This is a genomic window from Psychrobacter sp. CoH-33_TS_01 (assembly GCF_058189395.1).
In genome coordinates this window covers 24468-41570 of sequence record NZ_JBVGQI010000002.1, presented here as the reverse complement: position 1 = coordinate 41570, position 17103 = coordinate 24468, and the positions used below count along the sequence as shown (strand labels likewise).

At 44.8% G+C, this 17103-nt stretch carries 15 protein-coding genes; 14 read left to right on the top strand and 1 reads right to left on the bottom strand.

The window, feature by feature from the left end; all coding sequences use genetic code 11:
* Positions 1 to 67: 67 nt before the first annotated feature.
* The 13 genes from fmt (at position 68) to ACZ2XM_RS03270 (ending at position 14626) form a co-directional block, all read left to right on the top strand.
* On the top strand, positions 68 to 1090 hold the full coding sequence (gene fmt, locus ACZ2XM_RS03330; RefSeq protein ID WP_490586979.1) for a methionyl-tRNA formyltransferase: 1023 nt from the start codon (positions 68 to 70) through the stop codon (positions 1088 to 1090).
* Positions 1090 to 2778, top strand: coding sequence for a transcription antitermination factor NusB (locus ACZ2XM_RS03325; protein ID WP_490586978.1), 1689 nt, complete (start codon positions 1090 to 1092; stop codon positions 2776 to 2778). The genes fmt and ACZ2XM_RS03325 overlap by 1 nt, the downstream gene beginning before the upstream one ends.
* A 33-nt stretch (positions 2779 to 2811) precedes the next feature.
* Positions 2812 to 3834 (top strand): DUF2806 domain-containing protein, encoded by a 1023-nt coding sequence (locus ACZ2XM_RS03320; protein ID WP_490586977.1) that lies wholly within the window; start codon positions 2812 to 2814, stop codon positions 3832 to 3834.
* A gap of 54 nt (positions 3835 to 3888) precedes the next feature.
* Complete coding sequence (thrC, locus tag ACZ2XM_RS03315) at positions 3889 to 5319, top strand: threonine synthase (RefSeq protein ID WP_490586976.1); 1431 nt, start codon at positions 3889 to 3891, stop codon at positions 5317 to 5319.
* Positions 5320 to 5643: 324 nt separating this feature from the next.
* Entirely contained in the window at positions 5644 to 6768 is a 1125-nt protein-coding gene (locus ACZ2XM_RS03310; protein WP_490586975.1) for a LysM peptidoglycan-binding domain-containing protein, read from the top strand.
* Positions 6769 to 6978: 210 nt separating this feature from the next.
* On the top strand, positions 6979 to 8277 hold the full coding sequence (locus ACZ2XM_RS03305) for a DNA-processing protein DprA (RefSeq protein WP_490586974.1): 1299 nt from the start codon (positions 6979 to 6981) through the stop codon (positions 8275 to 8277).
* 112 nt (positions 8278 to 8389) lie between these two features.
* A complete protein-coding gene (locus tag ACZ2XM_RS03300) occupies positions 8390 to 9004 on the top strand; it encodes an L-threonylcarbamoyladenylate synthase (RefSeq protein ID WP_490587433.1) in 615 nt (204 codons plus the stop codon).
* Between the two features lie 222 nt (positions 9005 to 9226).
* A complete protein-coding gene (locus ACZ2XM_RS03295) occupies positions 9227 to 9745 on the top strand; it encodes a GbsR/MarR family transcriptional regulator (protein WP_490586973.1) in 519 nt (172 codons plus the stop codon).
* Positions 9746 to 9896: 151 nt separating this feature from the next.
* Complete coding sequence (locus tag ACZ2XM_RS03290; RefSeq protein ID WP_490586972.1) at positions 9897 to 10466, top strand: hypothetical protein; 570 nt, start codon at positions 9897 to 9899, stop codon at positions 10464 to 10466.
* 183 nt (positions 10467 to 10649) lie between these two features.
* On the top strand, positions 10650 to 11594 hold the full coding sequence (locus ACZ2XM_RS03285; RefSeq protein WP_490586971.1) for an epimerase: 945 nt from the start codon (positions 10650 to 10652) through the stop codon (positions 11592 to 11594).
* Between the two features lie 414 nt (positions 11595 to 12008).
* Complete coding sequence (locus ACZ2XM_RS03280) at positions 12009 to 12821, top strand: fatty acid desaturase family protein (RefSeq protein WP_490586970.1); 813 nt, start codon at positions 12009 to 12011, stop codon at positions 12819 to 12821.
* A 17-nt stretch (positions 12822 to 12838) separates the two neighbouring features.
* Entirely contained in the window at positions 12839 to 13357 is a 519-nt protein-coding gene (locus ACZ2XM_RS03275; protein ID WP_490586969.1) for a hypothetical protein, read from the top strand.
* Between the two features lie 189 nt (positions 13358 to 13546).
* On the top strand, positions 13547 to 14626 hold the full coding sequence (locus ACZ2XM_RS03270) for a metallophosphoesterase (protein ID WP_490586968.1): 1080 nt from the start codon (positions 13547 to 13549) through the stop codon (positions 14624 to 14626).
* 115 nt (positions 14627 to 14741) lie between these two features.
* Here ACZ2XM_RS03270 and ACZ2XM_RS03265 read toward each other — a convergent pair whose 3' ends face one another.
* Positions 14742 to 15989: an alpha/beta hydrolase gene (locus ACZ2XM_RS03265; RefSeq protein ID WP_490586967.1), complete on the bottom strand. Its 1248-nt coding sequence runs from the start codon at positions 15987 to 15989 to the stop codon at positions 14742 to 14744.
* Between the two features lie 463 nt (positions 15990 to 16452).
* Here ACZ2XM_RS03265 and grpE point away from each other — a divergent pair, with 463 nt between their 5' ends.
* A complete protein-coding gene (gene grpE / locus ACZ2XM_RS03260) occupies positions 16453 to 17082 on the top strand; it encodes a nucleotide exchange factor GrpE (protein ID WP_490586966.1) in 630 nt (209 codons plus the stop codon).
* Positions 17083 to 17103 lie beyond the last annotated feature (21 nt).

Below are 17103 nucleotides of genomic sequence, written 5' to 3'. Positions count from 1 at the left end.
ATGCCCTAAGCAACTCTTTTACTGCTCTATCTACCGCTAAAAATGCCATGAGGTTAATGAAATTAATATGCCAAAGCGCCGCTTACTATTTGCCGGAACGCCCGAATTCGCCGCCAGCAGTTTGCAGGCGCTAATTGACCAGCAGTCCGATCTCAATATTGAGATTGTCGCCGTCTATACCCAACCCGATCGTAAAGCTGGCCGAGGGCAAAAGGTAACGGCGTCGCCGGTAAAAGCAGTGGCACTAGCGCATGGCATCCCGGTTGAACAACCACTAACCTTTAAAAAGTCTAGCGACGATGGCATGGTTTCACGTGAAACATTAGCCAATTATCAGCCTGATATTATGGTGGTGGCTGCTTACGGGTTAATCCTACCTTTAGGCGTGTTAAATACCCCGACTTTCGGCTGCTTAAATATCCATGCCTCTTTGCTGCCACGCTGGCGAGGTGCCGCCCCTATTCATCGTGCTCTATTGGCTGGAGATAGCGAAACCGGTATCACTATTATGCAGATGGATTTAGGCCTAGATACGGGTGATATGCTCTATAAAGTGGCCTGCCCTATCACTGCGGATGATACTTCAGAGAGTCTGCACGATAAATTGGCCGTACTGGGCACTGAGGCTATTATTACGGTATTAAAAGACTTACCCACTTATCAAGCGAAGGCGGAAGCTCAAGATAGCAGCCAAGCCAACTATGCAGAAAAATTAAGCAAAGCAGAGGGTGAAATCGACTGGTCGCAATCAGCGGTGACGATTGAACGGCAGATTCGTGGTATGCATCCCTACCCTAGCACCTATACCTTTTTAGCCGATGGCGAGCAGTTTAAACGGGTCAAAGTCTTATCAGCACTCCCAGTGAATACTAGCCAGACCACAGATAAAGCCCCTGGTACGGTCATTAGCGTAGGCAAGAATGCTATTTTAGTCGCCTGTGGTAAAGCCCAACCCGAGGACGAAAAGGCAACGACCTTACGCCTCACTGGGCTACAATTCGCCGGTAGTAAACCTCTCAGTGCCGAACAAGTTTGTCAGGGCAACCAGCTAGACGATGGTGATCGTTTTGTCTCACAAGGTAATCAATAATGCAAAAGCACAACCAGAAGTCTAAAGCCAACGACCAACGCAATAGCCCTCCTGTCCATACCGATGTGCGCGTCGCTGTCATCAATACCTTATTGGCTATCCAACAAGGGCAGTCGTTAAGCCAATTGCTAGACCCCTTATTGAATAGTTTAAAAGGCGAAGATAAAGGCTTTGCCCATGCGCTATTGCTCACTACCCTACGCCATTGGTATGCAACGGGGCGCTTACTTGATTCGCTAGCGGATAACCCTGTGGAAGAAGTGGCGGTACGTACCACGATACAAGTGGGTATGACGCAGCTGCTCTATTTAAATGTAGCTGACCACGCAGCCATCCATGAAACAGTGGAAGCGGTCAAAAAGATAGACCTTGCCCGTGCCTCAGGGTTAATTAACGCCATCTTGCGTAAAGTCGCTAAAAATCCAAATAAATTCCGTAAAAAATGCAATAAGAACCACAGCCTACCGAATTGGTTGGCGCAGCAGCTTAAGAGCGATTGGCGCGAGCACTATGAAGCACTCACCAAAGGCTTACGAACGCCGGCTCCAATGTTTTTACGTGTGAATACTTTAGAGTCCGATGCCCAGACTTATCTGGAGCTATTGACAGCAATGGATGCTGAAGCAGACCTTAGCGACGAGACTGTGGCTAAGCTTATGACGCTGACAACCACAATTGACTTAGCAATAAATAGCAAGTCACAGGATGGCAAAGCTAGCCAAACTATTGAGCAAGACGTTATTTGCTTAACTGACAGCATGGCCGTCAGTCAATTACCTGATTTCGCTGAGGGCGCCGCCAGTGTGCAAGACGCCCATGCGCAATTGGCCGCGCCTATTATCCATCATGTCAGTCAGCAATTAGCAGCTACTATCGCAGCCAGCGAGACCCCGCGTCCATTACGGTTATTAGATGCCTGTGCTGCGCCCGGTGGTAAGCTCGCGCATTGGTTAGAATTGATAGACACTGACCTTAGTAATAGCAATGACAGCGAGCAAAATGACGACGATAGAAGTGGTCAGAGTGAAGCAATGTTTCACGTGAAACAGGGCGTAACCCTGACTGCCATTGATAATGACCCCAAACGTATCACGCGCATTTTTGAGAATTTAGAACGTCTGCAACTGCCTAGGACTATGTCTAAACATGAGCTCGATTTAGAGATTGTCTGCGCGGATGCTACGACTTGGCCGGCTAAAGATGTGGCTAGTTTTGACATAGCTAGTTTTGACGTGATATTGCTAGACGCGCCCTGTACTGCTACCGGAGTGATTCGTCGCCATCCCGATATTACCTTGCTACGTACCGAAGAAGATGTGGAGCAAACGGTGGAGCTACAAGCGCAGATTTTAGAGAACTTGTGGCGTCAGTTAAATCCAGGCGGTTATCTACTGTATATTACCTGCTCTATATTGAAGGCGGAAAACGTCGAGCAGATGCAGACCTTTTTAAAGCATCATGGCGATGCGGTAGCGGTCCCCTTTACGGATACAGCCTGTAATTGGGGCATTGAGCAAGCTGTAGGCCGTCAGTGTTTGCCGATTTATCCTAACGCTGTGACACCAACGGCTGTCGATGCAGAGGCTATTGATGAAGTTAATAGTGAAAGTGGTGATGAAGAGAGCAATGACCAAGCTGATATTATAAGCGGTGATGGCTTTTATTATGCGCTGCTGAAGAAAGCTTAATAGTTGTTTTTAAAAAAATTATAAGGAATGGAAATGGAATTTCCCGGTGAAAATTTATTAATAAAAATGTGGGAAACTCTGATAGAAAAAGGGGTTGGTGGGCTAATTATGCCTTATTATATCCCTTGGAAAAATAAGAAGCTTGCCCTAGGCCAAATTGAACTTGATAAAATAATTGAAGCGGCTACTACTAACGCTGAAAAAGAAATTATTCAGATTAGTAATAATCAAACACTTTTAATTGAACAAGATCAACCGAAAATTAATTACAACAATCTATCTCAATCGATATCTGTACAAGACATTGTTATTAAAAGCAATGAAAAAAGATTGTTACGTAAAGAGGTTAATGTAACTAAATCAATTGGTTATGCAAGTCAACGTTTAATAAATGATAATTCAGAGCCTCCTGATTATGAAATAAATGATGATTGGTTGAACACGTGGCGAGAGAACGCAAGTAAGGTAAGTGATGAGGAAGTACAGTCATTATGGGGTAATGTTTTAGCTCAAGAGTTCTTAGAGCCGGGACGCTATTCTTTAAGATTGCTTGAGTTTCTTAAAACGATGTCTAAGGAAGATGCATTGCTCATTGAAAAGCTTGCACCTTATACATCAGAGCTTGGAGTTATATATGGTTATTCTAACGAGCAGCCTCAATTTACTTCAAATAATAAGTTCTTAGATGCTTCAGGCTTAAATAGTAGCCAAATATCTTTATTGGAAGAAATAGGTATAATCTCTGGAGTCTCAACTCTTGGTATGACAAGACAAATTAATAATATAAGAAAGCAAGGTGAAGTTGGTTATCTGTCTTTTATATACCTAAGTAACAATAAGGTTTTAATGTTCTCTAATCAGAAATTATCTAAAAATATCGGTTTTGTATATTATGAAATCACTAAAATTGGTAGAGAGATCTTAAGTCTTATCAGTTATGAAGTTAAGCCTCAACATGTTGAATGGTTAGTAAGCCAATTGGAAAGTACTTATCAAATAACTATGTGCGAAAAAATTGACAATGGCTTCATTCCTAGACATCATTTTAATATGTAGTGAACGCCTAAAAAATAATCTTTGTTTAAATAAAAGTAAATACAGGACGATTCGATGAAATATATCAGTACCCGTGGTCAGACAGCCCCAATGGACTTTAGCGATGTGCTCTTGATGGGCTTGGCGCCAGATGGCGGCTTGATGTTGCCTGAGTGCTATCCGCAGATCGATAGCGCTACTTTAGCCGCTTGGCGCAAGCTAAGCTACCCTGAGTTGGCATTTGCGATTATGCGTCTGTTTGCGACGGATATTGCCGAAGATGACTTAAAAGATATCATCGAGCGGACTTATACCGAGACTGTATTTGGTAGCAGTGACATTACCCCTGTGCGTAAATTGGATAATAACCTGTACATCTTAGGGTTATCGAATGGCCCAACCCTAGCGTTTAAAGACGTGGCGATGCAATTTTTGGGCAATGCCTTTGAGTATGTGCTAAAAAAGAAAGACGAGCGCATCACTATCATTGGCGCGACCAGTGGCGATACCGGCAGTGCGGCTGAATATGCCCTACGAGGCAAGGACAATATCGAAGTCTTTATGCTGTCACCGCATGGCAAAATGAGTGCTTTCCAGCGCGCACAAATGTATAGTCTAACCGATGCCAATATCCATAACATCGCCATTAAAGGTATGTTTGATGATTGCCAAGATATCGTCAAAGCCTTACAGCAAGATGCTGATTTTAAAGCGAAATACAACCTAGGCACGGTCAACTCTATTAACTGGGGCCGCATCCTAGCGCAAATCGTTTATTACTTTAAAGCTTATTTTGCCGTCACGGATGCAGAGCATAGTAGCGCGGATACTAAGGTCAGCTTTAGCGTGCCATCAGGTAACTTCGGTAATATTTGTGCCGGTCATATTGCGCGTGAAATGGGCTTGCCGGTAGACCGCCTCATCGTGGCGACTAATGAGAACGACGTGCTCAACGACTTCTTTAATCAAGGCGCTTACCACCCTCGCCCAGCCGATAAGACTTATGTCACTTCCAGCCCCTCGATGGATATCTCTAAAGCCTCAAACTTTGAACGCTTTGTTTATCTGTTATTAGAAAAGAATACTGACCGCGTTCATGAGTTATTTGATGGGGTTAAATCCGGCACCGGTTTTGATTTAGCCGATGTCATGGAAGCCGTCAACAGTCGCTATGGTTTTGCTGCCGGCAAGTCTACCCATGCCGACCGCCTAGCTACTATCAAAGATTTGCATGAAAACTTCAATGATTTGATCGATCCGCATACGGCAGACGGGGTCAAAGTCGCGCGTGACTTGCAGCGAGAAGGCGAGATTGTTATTTGTGCTGAGACCGCTTTGCCCGTGAAGTTTGCTGAGACGATCGTAGAGGCGGTGGGCGAAATGGAGATCGAACGTCCGGCGCATACCCAAGGTCTAGAAGACTTAGCGCAGCACGTTACCATCCTAGATAATGATGCTGAGTTGGTCGCCCAAGAAATCCGTAATGCGGTTACGCCCAACGCTTAATAATAGGTTGAGTCGTGGTCTTAGGGCTGGCCTGCAAGTCTGCTGACAGTTTTGATTAAAATAGCCTCAGTGGACTTGCTGAAATTAAAGTAATTTAGAGTGAAATACTGCGGTCTCTGTCTGTCATTGTGCTATTGTGTTTAAGATTGTAAACTTGGTACCAGATTAGCGTAGGTTAATCGGTATTTTAGGATGGGAAGGTTAATGGATCTGTCGTCGTAGGCGGCGCACCGAGTAAAAATGCCAGTGCTATAAAAAGTTTGGCTTTCAGCGGTAGCGCTAGTGATGTGCAAGCAGGTCACGGTTTACTTTATGGATATAATAATGAGAATGACTAAAAAACAGAGCAATACGAAGTTTCGCGCGGCAGTGGTCAAACAGCTACTGGCGTCTAGCGTGATAGCAGCGCTACTGAGTACCGCCCCTGCCTACGCCAATAATCCGGCACCGACTATTAAAGCAGATGCGCCCAACCGTTATACCGTCAAAAAAGGCGATACTTTATGGGATATCTCTGGGCGTTATTTAGACAGTCCTTGGCGCTGGAAAGATATCTGGGCGACCAATAAACAAATCAAAAACCCGCACCTCATCTACCCTGGTGACATCATCATCATGTGTATCATTCAAGGCAAAACCTTGATTGGTGTGGACACGGGTGAAGGCTGTGCGGGCATCGAAAAGCAGTTGGGCTACGCGCCAGCAGGCCAGACGGTGACGATTACCTCTACAGCGGGCAGCATCCCCCCTATCCCGCTATCAGCCATCCAACACTGGCTCGATAAGACTCTGATCGTGAATCCAGCAGACTTTAACACCACGCCTTACGTGCTAGCGTCTAAAAATCGCAATTTAATTACGAGCGAAGGCGATAAAATATATGCGAAAGGCGTACCGCTTATAGTTGGCCAAAAGTATGGGGTTTACCATGAAGGCGACCCGTACGTAGATCCAAAAACGCAGCAAATCATTGGTTTAGAAGTGACGCAAGTGGCCACTGGTCTGGTCACCTCAGTCGCGGCTAATGGCGTCTCTAGCCTACAACTGACGGATACTTATGGCAAAGAAGTCCGTGAGGGCGACCGAGTCTTTGTTGAGTTGGGCAATACCGTACCGCCTGTCTTTTATCCTACCCCAGCTAAGGTCGACCGTGGTGGTCTAATTGTACGCGTCATGGGCTCGATCGGCTCAGCGGCGAAAGGCAGTGTCGTGGCCATTAACCTAGGTAGCAGTAATGGCGCCAAGCCTGGCGATGTCTTAACGGTCTATCGTAAAGGGCCCAAAGTCCGTGATGTCAAAGATAATGATACGCCCGTACAGCTACCGAGCGAACCTGCGGGTATGGTGATGGTATTTAAGACCTTTGGTAATATCAGCTATGCTTATGTACTAAGCTCTGAGCTGCCATTGAGTCCTGGCGATCAGCTATTACCCCCGCCTTATTTATAAGACCGGTTTAGCTGAATCCCCTATTAAACTTGAACTAGCCAGCATAATCCCTAGCGTCTTAATTAGGCGCTAGGTCAATCAAAAACTATAATAAAGCCATAACAATAGTAAAAATTACCTAAAAAATAGCCAGCGGATAATACGTGACATGGCAGCAGAGGTCTTCTGCAAGCAGCGCTGATACCCCCTAATTTATTAGAAGCGATGCTAATGACGCAAACTCTGACGACCGCTCAGCGCGATATTGTAACCCTCTGGTATCAAGTGAATGCCTCCCTTTCTGCTTATCGTAACCTGCTTGCTAGCTATGGCTCAGCCAGCGTAGCTTTAACGAAATCTGCTAGCGATTGGCAAGCTTTAGGAGTGCACCAAGCCCACCTAAACCGTTTTGATGAGCCTAATAAAGCTAAGCAAGCGCTAGCGGCTATTGAGCTGGCACTAACGCAAGGCCATTACGGCATTCTTTTTCAAGAAGACCCCCATTATCCTGCCCAACTTAAGCAAGTATTTGACCCCCCGCCCTTACTGTTTTATCGCGGTAATGCATCACGACTGCAGGAGCCACAAATTGCTATTGTGGGCACCCGCAACCCTACTGCACAAGCCCAGAAAATTACTTTTGATTTAGCGCAATACCTTGCTGAAGCTGGCTACATTATTACTAGCGGTTTAGCCGTCGGTGTCGATAGATATGCGCATCTAGGGGCACTGGCAGCCTCTACAAAGACAGATTCTATAAAAACAGCCTCTACAAAGAGTGGAGCTCAAGCTTTTCCTACCCAGAATGAGGGCTGGACTATCGGGGTTATGGGCACGGGTATTGATGCCTGCTATCCCAAACACCACGACCGTTTATTTGCGCAAATCGTTCGCCAAGGGGGTTGTCTGGTCTCAGAGCTGCTGCCGGGTACTCAGGCGAATAAACATACTTTCCCGCGGCGTAATCGTTTGGTGGCGGGTTTAAGTTTAGCTACTATCGTTAGCGAAGCCGCCGTAAAAAGTGGTTCGTTAATAACCGCGCGCTTGACCTCAGAGCAAGGCAAACAAGTCTTTGCCGTGCCCAGTCATATCGACAATAGCAATGCTGAAGGCTGCCATCATTTGATTCGCGAAGGTGCTACGTTAATTTATCACCCTGATCAGGTCATTGAGGATGTGCAGTTGCAAAGCCAGCAACCATTGAATGGTGTTAGCGGTCGTACGCGCGATAGCGATAGCCGGAATTCAGTTTTGCACGCCACGATAAAAACTAAGGCGAGTGCTGCCAGTATCAGAGCGAGCGGTAATGGCATAGGTTCAGCAGAAAATATAGCGGATAAAGGGGTTAAAGTAGAAGATATCGCAGCCCATTTACGGCCTTTATATCAGCAATTAGACTGGTCGGGGCAGGATTTGGATGCCCTAAAACGAGAGACTAAGTTGGAGACAGCCGCATTATTAGGGCAGTTGATGGAGCTGGAATTGCTTGGCGTCATTGTGCAGCAAGGTGGCCGCTATCTTAGGGTATAATTTAGCCTTTAAGGTCCGGTTTTGGACATTACCAACACCCAGTAAGTTTTTTATGACAAATTTAAGCTCTTTACCTGCTAATAATCTTCCTTTTGACGATGATATGAACCCAATGGGCTCTAAATCAGTGACTGAGTCAGTAGGGCAGGCGGCTCAATGGCTACAACAAGGCCATTTGCTCGCTTATCCTACCGAAAGTGTCTGGGGTATCGGCTGTGATGCTTACAATCAAAGCGCTGTGCAGCAGATATTAGCGATTAAGCAACGACCAGCCGCTAAAGGCATGATTGTCATTACCGACAGTAGCGAGCGTCTGACGCCTTTTTTGACCACGCTTAGCGCTGAGCAACGTAAGCTCATACTGGCCAGTTGGCAAAATCAGCAAACGACCGCGGAAGCCCAAGCGCATACTTGGCTGCTGCCCATTCCAGCTTCTTTGACTCCGCCGCTGCCGCACTGGATTACAGGCGAGCATCAGAGTATAGCTGTACGAGTGATTGCACACCCGCTAATCCGGCAGCTGTGTGAACAAATGGTGAGTGTAAGTAACCCTTTTGGCTTTATCGTGTCGACCAGTTGTAACCCTTCCGGACAAGACCCAGCCACTACTTTAGCGCAGGCCCATAGGTATTTTGGCGAGCAAATAGGGTATTTAAGCGCAGCAACTCTCGGATATGTGCAACCTAGCCAGATAAGAGATGCGGTTACGGGTCAGGTCATTCGCTAATTATTGGCCTAAAAAGTCTTACTGAGTGGAGTTCAGGCTAATCCGCTGCAGTTTATATTTTAATTTCACTCTTGACAGAAATGGGTGAATAGACCATGATAAGTTATCGAAGTAGGCTATATTTATTCATTTAGCTATTCATTTAGCACCCTAATTAGCTAGCGTTAATCAAAACCATTGCAGCGTCAATATTACAATAGAGTGACTCCAGTAGAGTAGATTATGAGATTAAACCCAACGACAGAGAAATTTATCCTACATTGGGGTGAGATGGGCACGCAGTGGGGGGTCAATCGTACGATGTCGCAAATTCATGCTTTGCTTTATATTATTGGTAAGCCGTTAAATGCTGAAGAAATTACGGATACCTTAGGAGTGGCGCGCTCTAACGTCTCTACCAGTATTAAAGAGCTGCAAAACTGGGGGCTCGTACAAAAAGTATCTATCTTAGGGGATCGTCGGGATCATTTTACGACCAACACCGATGTTTGGGAGCTGGCGCGTATTATAGTGGTGGAAAGACAAAAGCGTGAATTGGACCCTACCGTGCAGTTTTTGCAGGAGTTGATGGACAGCCCAGAATTTGAGCATGAAAACAGTAATGTAAAGGCGCGTATTAAAGACACGCATGAGTTTGTCGAGACAGTTACGACCTGGTCTACTGAAATGTTAAAACTGCCTACCAGTTCGTTAAAGAAGATACTCAAGCTTGGCGCTAGTATTAAGAAGTTTTTACGCTAAAGAAGGGATATTTTTGCTTAGTACCTCATAAATAATTTCTAAATAAAAAAATTTAATTATATATTTCAGTTTTGACAGAAATTAATAAAATTAGAATCAGTATTATTAGCGGTTAAAAAAGCCTCAATTTTACAGGCCAAGGAGTGTCAAAATGATAGATACAGGCAAGGATAAATATATCGCAACTGACGCTGATACTAACACTGCGCTGGCTTTGAATAAGCAAGTTGCTACACAGGCCAAGACGAAGCCGAATATGAATACAAAGCCCACTCCTCTGATAAAAAAATCGCAGACTAATCTGAATGACCAACTAAAAAAATACCCAACCCAGAAAGTGATTGGTAACTATCTATTTTATGGTGGGCCAATCGGGGGCGGGCTAATAGGCTTATTAATATGGATTGGTAGTGGAGAATTGCGGGCTATTTTAATCGTCCCTATTGCTATGATAATAGGGTTAGGACTGGGTCTTATTCCTGCGACACTTACGGGAGTCTTTGCAGCTTATTTTAAAGTAATCCGTGCTCCGCAGGGCTTAGCGTTAGTCACCATAACGGGGGCTTTTATTACCATTATTTATACCATGATTGCTTTTATGATGATGCGTGAGGGTATAGACATAGTGGGCGTCACCTTATCTGCTGGAATATTAGGTGGGCTGAGCGCCTTAATTACAGGCCTACTTTTTTTACCCAAACCTACAAGGCTGCAAAGCTGATAAATGGCTAATGATTCAAAAAGATAATAGGGGTTATCCCTCTAATCATATTCATTTATAACCTGGTTTATGTTGCTTAAATCATCCAAAACGTACTTTGACAAAGACTGGCAAATAGCACACGATGTCTTTAAAGGATTCGACTTAATTTAATAAATATAACCACTTAAAAGGAACCATAACATGAATATTTTAATTAGCGGTGGTAGCGGATTTATAGGCAGTGCCTTTAGTGACTGGCTGCAAAGCCACGCAGATATCCCTGTGCAAATCACTTGGCTCACCCGTGATGACAGTCAAGCGCATCCAGATTATGTGGCGATGATGAGCTACGATGAGTTACAGACTTCACCGCTGAGCTTTGATGTGATTATGAATTTAGCCGGCGCAGGGATCGCTGACTCGCGCTGGTCGGATGAGCGCAAACAGCTCTTACTCGATAGCCGTATCAAACCTACTCAAGCTATTTTAGATTATATCGCTCGCATAGAGGTAAAGCCGAAAGTACTAATCAGTGGCTCAGCGATTGGTTGGTATGGGGCACAAGGCAATAAGCCCTTAAATGAAACCAGTAGTTTTGCGCAAGATTTTGCTCATGACCTCTGTGAAACTTGGGAGCAATTGGCGATGCGTGCTACCGAATATGGGGTGCCGGTTGCTTTAGTGCGTACTGGGATTGTGATTCATCCCACAGGCGGTATGGTCGGAAAATTATTGACGCCTTTTAAGATGTGTGTAGGAGGTCAATTGGGTGATGGTGAGCAAATTATGAGCTGGATCAGTCGCACCGATTGGATTAGAGCCGCTTGGTTTATTATGCAACAACAACTGGCATCATCGTCTACATGGTCTACATGGTCTACATGGTCTACATCTGCTGCAGTTGGTAGCAAGATTTATAATCTCACCGCGCCAACTCCTATTACTAATGCCACCTTCACCAAAGCTATGGGCAGTTGGCTGCACCGTCCTACGCTATTTACTCTACCTACACCGTTATTGAAATTAATGTTTGGTGAAATGTCGACCTTGTTAGTGGATGGGCAGAAGGTGTTGCCAACAGCATTATTAGATGCTGGGTTTAGCTTTGAGCATACGACTATTCAGCAAGCTTTAGAGCAGCAATAAGCATTCATGTAAATCTCTTAGAGTAACGCTATGCTTATGGCTTATGTTTCACGTGAAACTACTATATTAACTCCAGCACTTAGATGTTCCACGTGAAACTTTTATTTAGTGAGATGGTTGGCTTTATCTGTACTGTAGTATCTATTCTATATTTAATCGCCAAAAAGGATTTAATCGCCAAAAAAGCTGTCAGAGATTCAAAGGTATTTTACTAGCCCTAGTTACTCTAGAGGGATTCAGCGTGGTGATAGGCAAAGTATTATTTATACTAAAATCTAAATAAAGACTTATCGTTATATTTCAGTTATGACAGAAATTGTAGAAATTAATAATTTACATATTAATTAATTAAGTGGTTAAGAAGTTGTAAATTGATAAAGGCTATCACTGTGAATAGCCATTAAGGAGCAAGCCATGCGCCATCCTTCGTTAGCTAATATCGAGTGGCAAGACCTACGAGAGCTTCGATCCATCGAAGTCGTCTATAACGTGGTATTGTCCCTGCCTTTTATATTGTTATCGTGGTATTCCGTGCTGCAGGGTTGGTGGTGGGTAGCCCTTAGCGCCTCGTTTTTCTTTTTTATGGCGGCATTACGACAAGCCCATGACTGCTATCACCGGACGCTCGGGGTGAGTCAGGGTGCTACTGAGTTGGTGTTGTTTGCACTGAGTATCACCATGTTATGCAGTACCCATGCTATCCGTTATACCCATCTCAACCATCACCGGGATCCGTTGGGTGTTAGCGATGTGGAGGGTAATTGGGCGCGCTTACCTTGGTATCAAGCTATTTTAGGCGGCGGTTTATTCTCTATCGCAATTCAGTGGTTTGGCCTGACTCATGGCAGTCAGCGCCAACGTAGATTAGTTATGGTGGATATGCTCTTAATTGGCTCGGTAGTCGTAGCTGCTATTATTACTATGCACCCCATTTTGGTCTATCACGTTTTAGTCATGTTATTAGCCAATATGTTGGTGGGATTCTTTGCGGTATGGAGCGTGCATCACGGCTGTGATGACATTGTTTATGCCCGCAGCGAGCGCCATCCTGTAGTGAATCTACTAACCTTTAACCTGCTCTATCACATTGAGCATCATCTCTTTCCTGCAGTACCTACCCATCATTTGCCGCAATTGGCCCTACGTTTAGATACTGCTGCGCCGCAATGGACTGGGCAGCCTGTTCTTCCTAAATTAAGCCAGCGTAAAGTTACGATAAGCCAGTAAGAAATAAGGCATTGCCAATGAAACAGAACGCCGATAAGTCGGTAGAGCAGACACTTGTAGTTCCAGAACCGTTCAACGAGGCGCTATTACCGCAACAGCTGTCAGCTCAAGAAAATGACTGGGGTATGCTGCTGGTTAAATTTAGTGCCATATCTGCCTTAATTAGTGGCGGCCTATTCGTGATTATAACTATGCTATACAGCGGTTTTACCGGAGGTGAAGTATCTTTTAATCCATTATTAGGCGTGATGGTGGCGGTATTTGGTGTGTTAATGTATGGCTTTATCCCAGCCGTTCTAACCGCTGGATGGCTAATTATTCGTAGATTGAAAGTGGCAAATTCTCGCACTTTATTTGAGATATTTATTGCGGCGGGTTTGCTAACAACTGGTTATAGTTACCTTATCCTGCAAGGGTCGATAGAGACTGCTATACAGTTTTTGGGATTCGGTTTGATAGGGGGACTTAGTGCGGTAATAACGGCTTGGTACTTGCTAAAAAAACCTCAGCAAGATACCACTGCCCCACCTTTATAATAATAAATTTCATTAAAAAAGACCTAAGCACTAAGCACTAACGCTTAAAAAGTATCGTTTTATTATGAAGTATCGTTTTATTATGAAGTATTCCTCATGAAAAATAGGTGAAACATGCGGGACCATGTGGTGGTCAGCGCAAAGCTGCTTTAAGATGACGGGTCTCTATCCTTAAAAAAATGCACATCTATGTGGCTTTTTATTCTCCTTACTCAAGCCTTAGCCCTCTCGACCACACTAATTCTAGGCTGGTTTTTGCGTCCGCAAAAGACCTTTAGCAAAGTCATTTTAACTATAGTTATCTTTGCTCTGAGTAACGCGGTATTGTTTTATGGCCTCAGTGAGTTTTGGCGTGAACGTTTCCGTATTTATTTAATTTTCAGTATCCTACAAGGGTTTATGGTCTATGCAGCGCTGATTGTAGGCGCGTTCGGCCTGCTGTATTGCCGAGTATTAAAGCGTAAGTCACGGCCCAAGTTAGCCCGTCTATTAGCAGTAATGACTTATATAGGTATCGTTGGATTGGCGGTCTTTAATGGCTATGCTCCGGTGGTAAAACGCCTCACGGTGACTGTCGATAAACCTTTAGCTGCGCCTATAAAGCTAGCCTTAGTCTCCGATACCCATTGGGGCAAATGGTTTGGTAACCGGAAAATCGATAAGTTGGTTGGCTTGATTAACGGAGAGCAGGTCGATGCCGTGGTATTAGCTGGCGACATCATGGACGACACCACGATTTACTATGATAAAACGGGTATGGCCGCGCACTTTGCTAAGCTACAAGCACCGCTTGGCGTATACGCGGTACTCGGCAATCACGACTATTTAGGCTATGAAGAAAAGATTGCTCAAGCGGTTACTGAAGCAGGTATTAATGTATTGGACAATGAGTCGGTGTTATTAGCGGATAAGGTATGGCTGGTGGGACGTTCGGATGATTTAGACCGCACCCGCTTATCGGCAGCAGACTTATTACAGCCATTAAACGCTGATAAACCCATTATATTCTTAGAGCACCGTCCCTCTACTATTCCAGAGATTAGCGCCTTGCCTATCGATTTACACTTATCAGGCCATACTCATGGCGGGCAAATCTTTCCTTTAACCACCTTAATGCACTGGTTTTCCCCATTAGCTTATGGCACTAAAACCGTCAATGACACGCAGTTTTTGGTATCGTCCGGCTTCGGTATTGGTAGCGTGCCTTTTCGCTTAGGCACTCGCTCCGAAATTTGGATAGTGACCTTAGTATCTGTAGATGCAGAGTAGTAGCGGGAGTCCCAACAGACCGCTATCCCTAACAAAAAAGCCACCGTATAAGGTGGCTTTGCTAACTTAGAGAGGGTCAGGCGAATTAAGTTTTGCGCCTTATTCTAGGCCGTTGCTACTCAGCTTCCGTGAGTAAAGGGCTGACAAAGCTATGCATCTTAGCAATCATCTGCGTGGTCTCGTGCCGCATACCTTTGTGCACACTCATAAAATGCAAGAACCCATGTGGGGCTTGTTTGACGCGATAGATTTCTACCTCGGTACCACACTCTTGCAATTTTTTGGCATAAGCTAGCCCTTCATCTTTCAACAAATCCAATTCCGCGATCACGCTTAGCGCAGGGCATAAGTTCTCGCAATAGCCGTGCATTGGCGACACTAAGGGATGGGTCGAGGTGCCATCATTATTCTTTAAATACGCTTGGCTAAACACGTCCATATCGTTGGCATTGAGCAACATACCACTGCCATACTGCTGACGACTGGGATAGATATTGTCAAAGTCGGTAATCGGATACAGCAGCACTTGTGCTAATGGAGCGTGCGGTAGGGTGGTTACGGCAGTAGCCTCGCGAGTTGTATTGGCGCTTAACTGGGCCAGCAAGGTGGCTAAACAGCCTCCAGCACTATCACCGGATACCACGATACGTTCAGGCAGTGCTCCTAAAGTGGGAGCGTTAGCATACAGCCATTGATATGCGGCTACGGAGTCGTAAAGGGCAGTAGGGGCTTTGTCTTTCGGTGCCAAGCGATAGTCTACACTGACGACAGACCAGCCTGTTTGCTCGCAGACTTGATGGCAGAATTCGTGGTGAGTGGCGATGCTGCCAATACAAAACCCGCCGCCGTGCATAAATAACATAGCGACTTGATCAGGATTGCCTGAGCCTGCTTGATAACAGCGGATACGCATGGCCTTGCCATCGCTATTGGTAATACTTTGATCATAATAGCTGACTGGCAATTGCCCTTGCCTGCTTTTTTTACCTTTACTTTTACCTTTATCAGTAGCTTGGTTGTCGCTAGCTTGATTAGGTTTGGGTATTGCAGAATTTTGAATACGTTGGGGGTCTTGTAGCGACACAGCAATCGCAGAAAACAGCGTACGCAGGTGCGATAAAGTCTCGAGCGTTAATGGCTGGCGCGCTTTATTACTAAGGCCCAGAATAAGACGCATATGCGCATCAGCTTCGGGCAACTCATCAGCACTGTGGCCGCCCGCAATAGTGTTTAAACGGTTTAAGACTATATCCGGCAGATAGCCGATAGCTTTAGTCGTGTGATGCAAGCCATGCAAGCCATGAGTGACCACTTTTTTTAGACGTTGCGGCTCGGCAAGCGCCATAAAATGGGGTAGACGCATAAGAGTCCCTCCTGTAAATGTTATAAGTAACTTATAGCAGTTACTTATCCTTAGCAATTAAAATCTAGCTCGAACGCCTAATGGTAATCAAATTACTTTCTGAGCTAAAAATTTTTAACAGGGATTTTTGAGATAAAGATTCAGCAAAAAGCTTGAATAAAGGTTAAATGCACAGATATTACTAAACACCTAACAAATACTCTAGTTTAAGGCTTGAAATATAAGGTGATGACCTTTATCAATCACCTAACGATTATAGACTATCGCGTGGTGCTGGTTTTTAGAGGTAGGACTGCTTTTTTTAGCCAGTACGGTCATAGAGAGTATGTTTTTCAGACCTCTGGTCACCCGCATACGATAGTTATTTGCCTTTTAGCCTCTGTGGTCACACAGTAGGCCTAGTTATTAAGAGTTATCAAGAGTTATCAAAATTATTATTGGAAAATACTAAATAGGAGTCACCATGAGCGAACGTCCTGAGCAAAATGCCCCAAATCAAGAGTTTGATACTAAAAACCCGCAAGCGGCACAAGGTAATATCGACCGCGAAGGCACAGTATTAGAACAAACTATGGATGAGTTTAATCCAGAAACTAACGATGGTGACAACGAAACTATCGATAATGACATCAATGGCAATGCCTTTGAGGCGCGTATTGCAGAGTTAGAAGGGGCGCTAAAAGACGCCAAAGAAGGGCAAGCGCGTGCCAATGCCGATGCTTACAATGCGCAAAAACGTATGGAGCAAGAGACGGAAAAAAGCCGTAAATTCGCTCTACAGAAATTCGCAAAAGAATTGCTCGAAGTGGTCGATAACTTAGAGCGCGCTATCGTGAGCGTGCAGCAAGATACCGATGCCGATGATGCGATTATGGAAGGCGTGAAACTAACGCATAAATCGCTATTAAGCGTGCTGAACAAGCACGGTGTTGAGCTGGTAGATCCACAAGGCGAAAAGTTTAATGCCGATTTCCATGAAGCTGTAGGGATTGATCCAGAAGCGCCAGCCGATATGGTGGGCGAAGTATTGCAAAAAGGCTATACCTTAAATGGTCGCTTATTGCGTCCTGCTATCGTCCGTGTGGGTCAGTAAGGCCTTTATTAGGTTAATAAG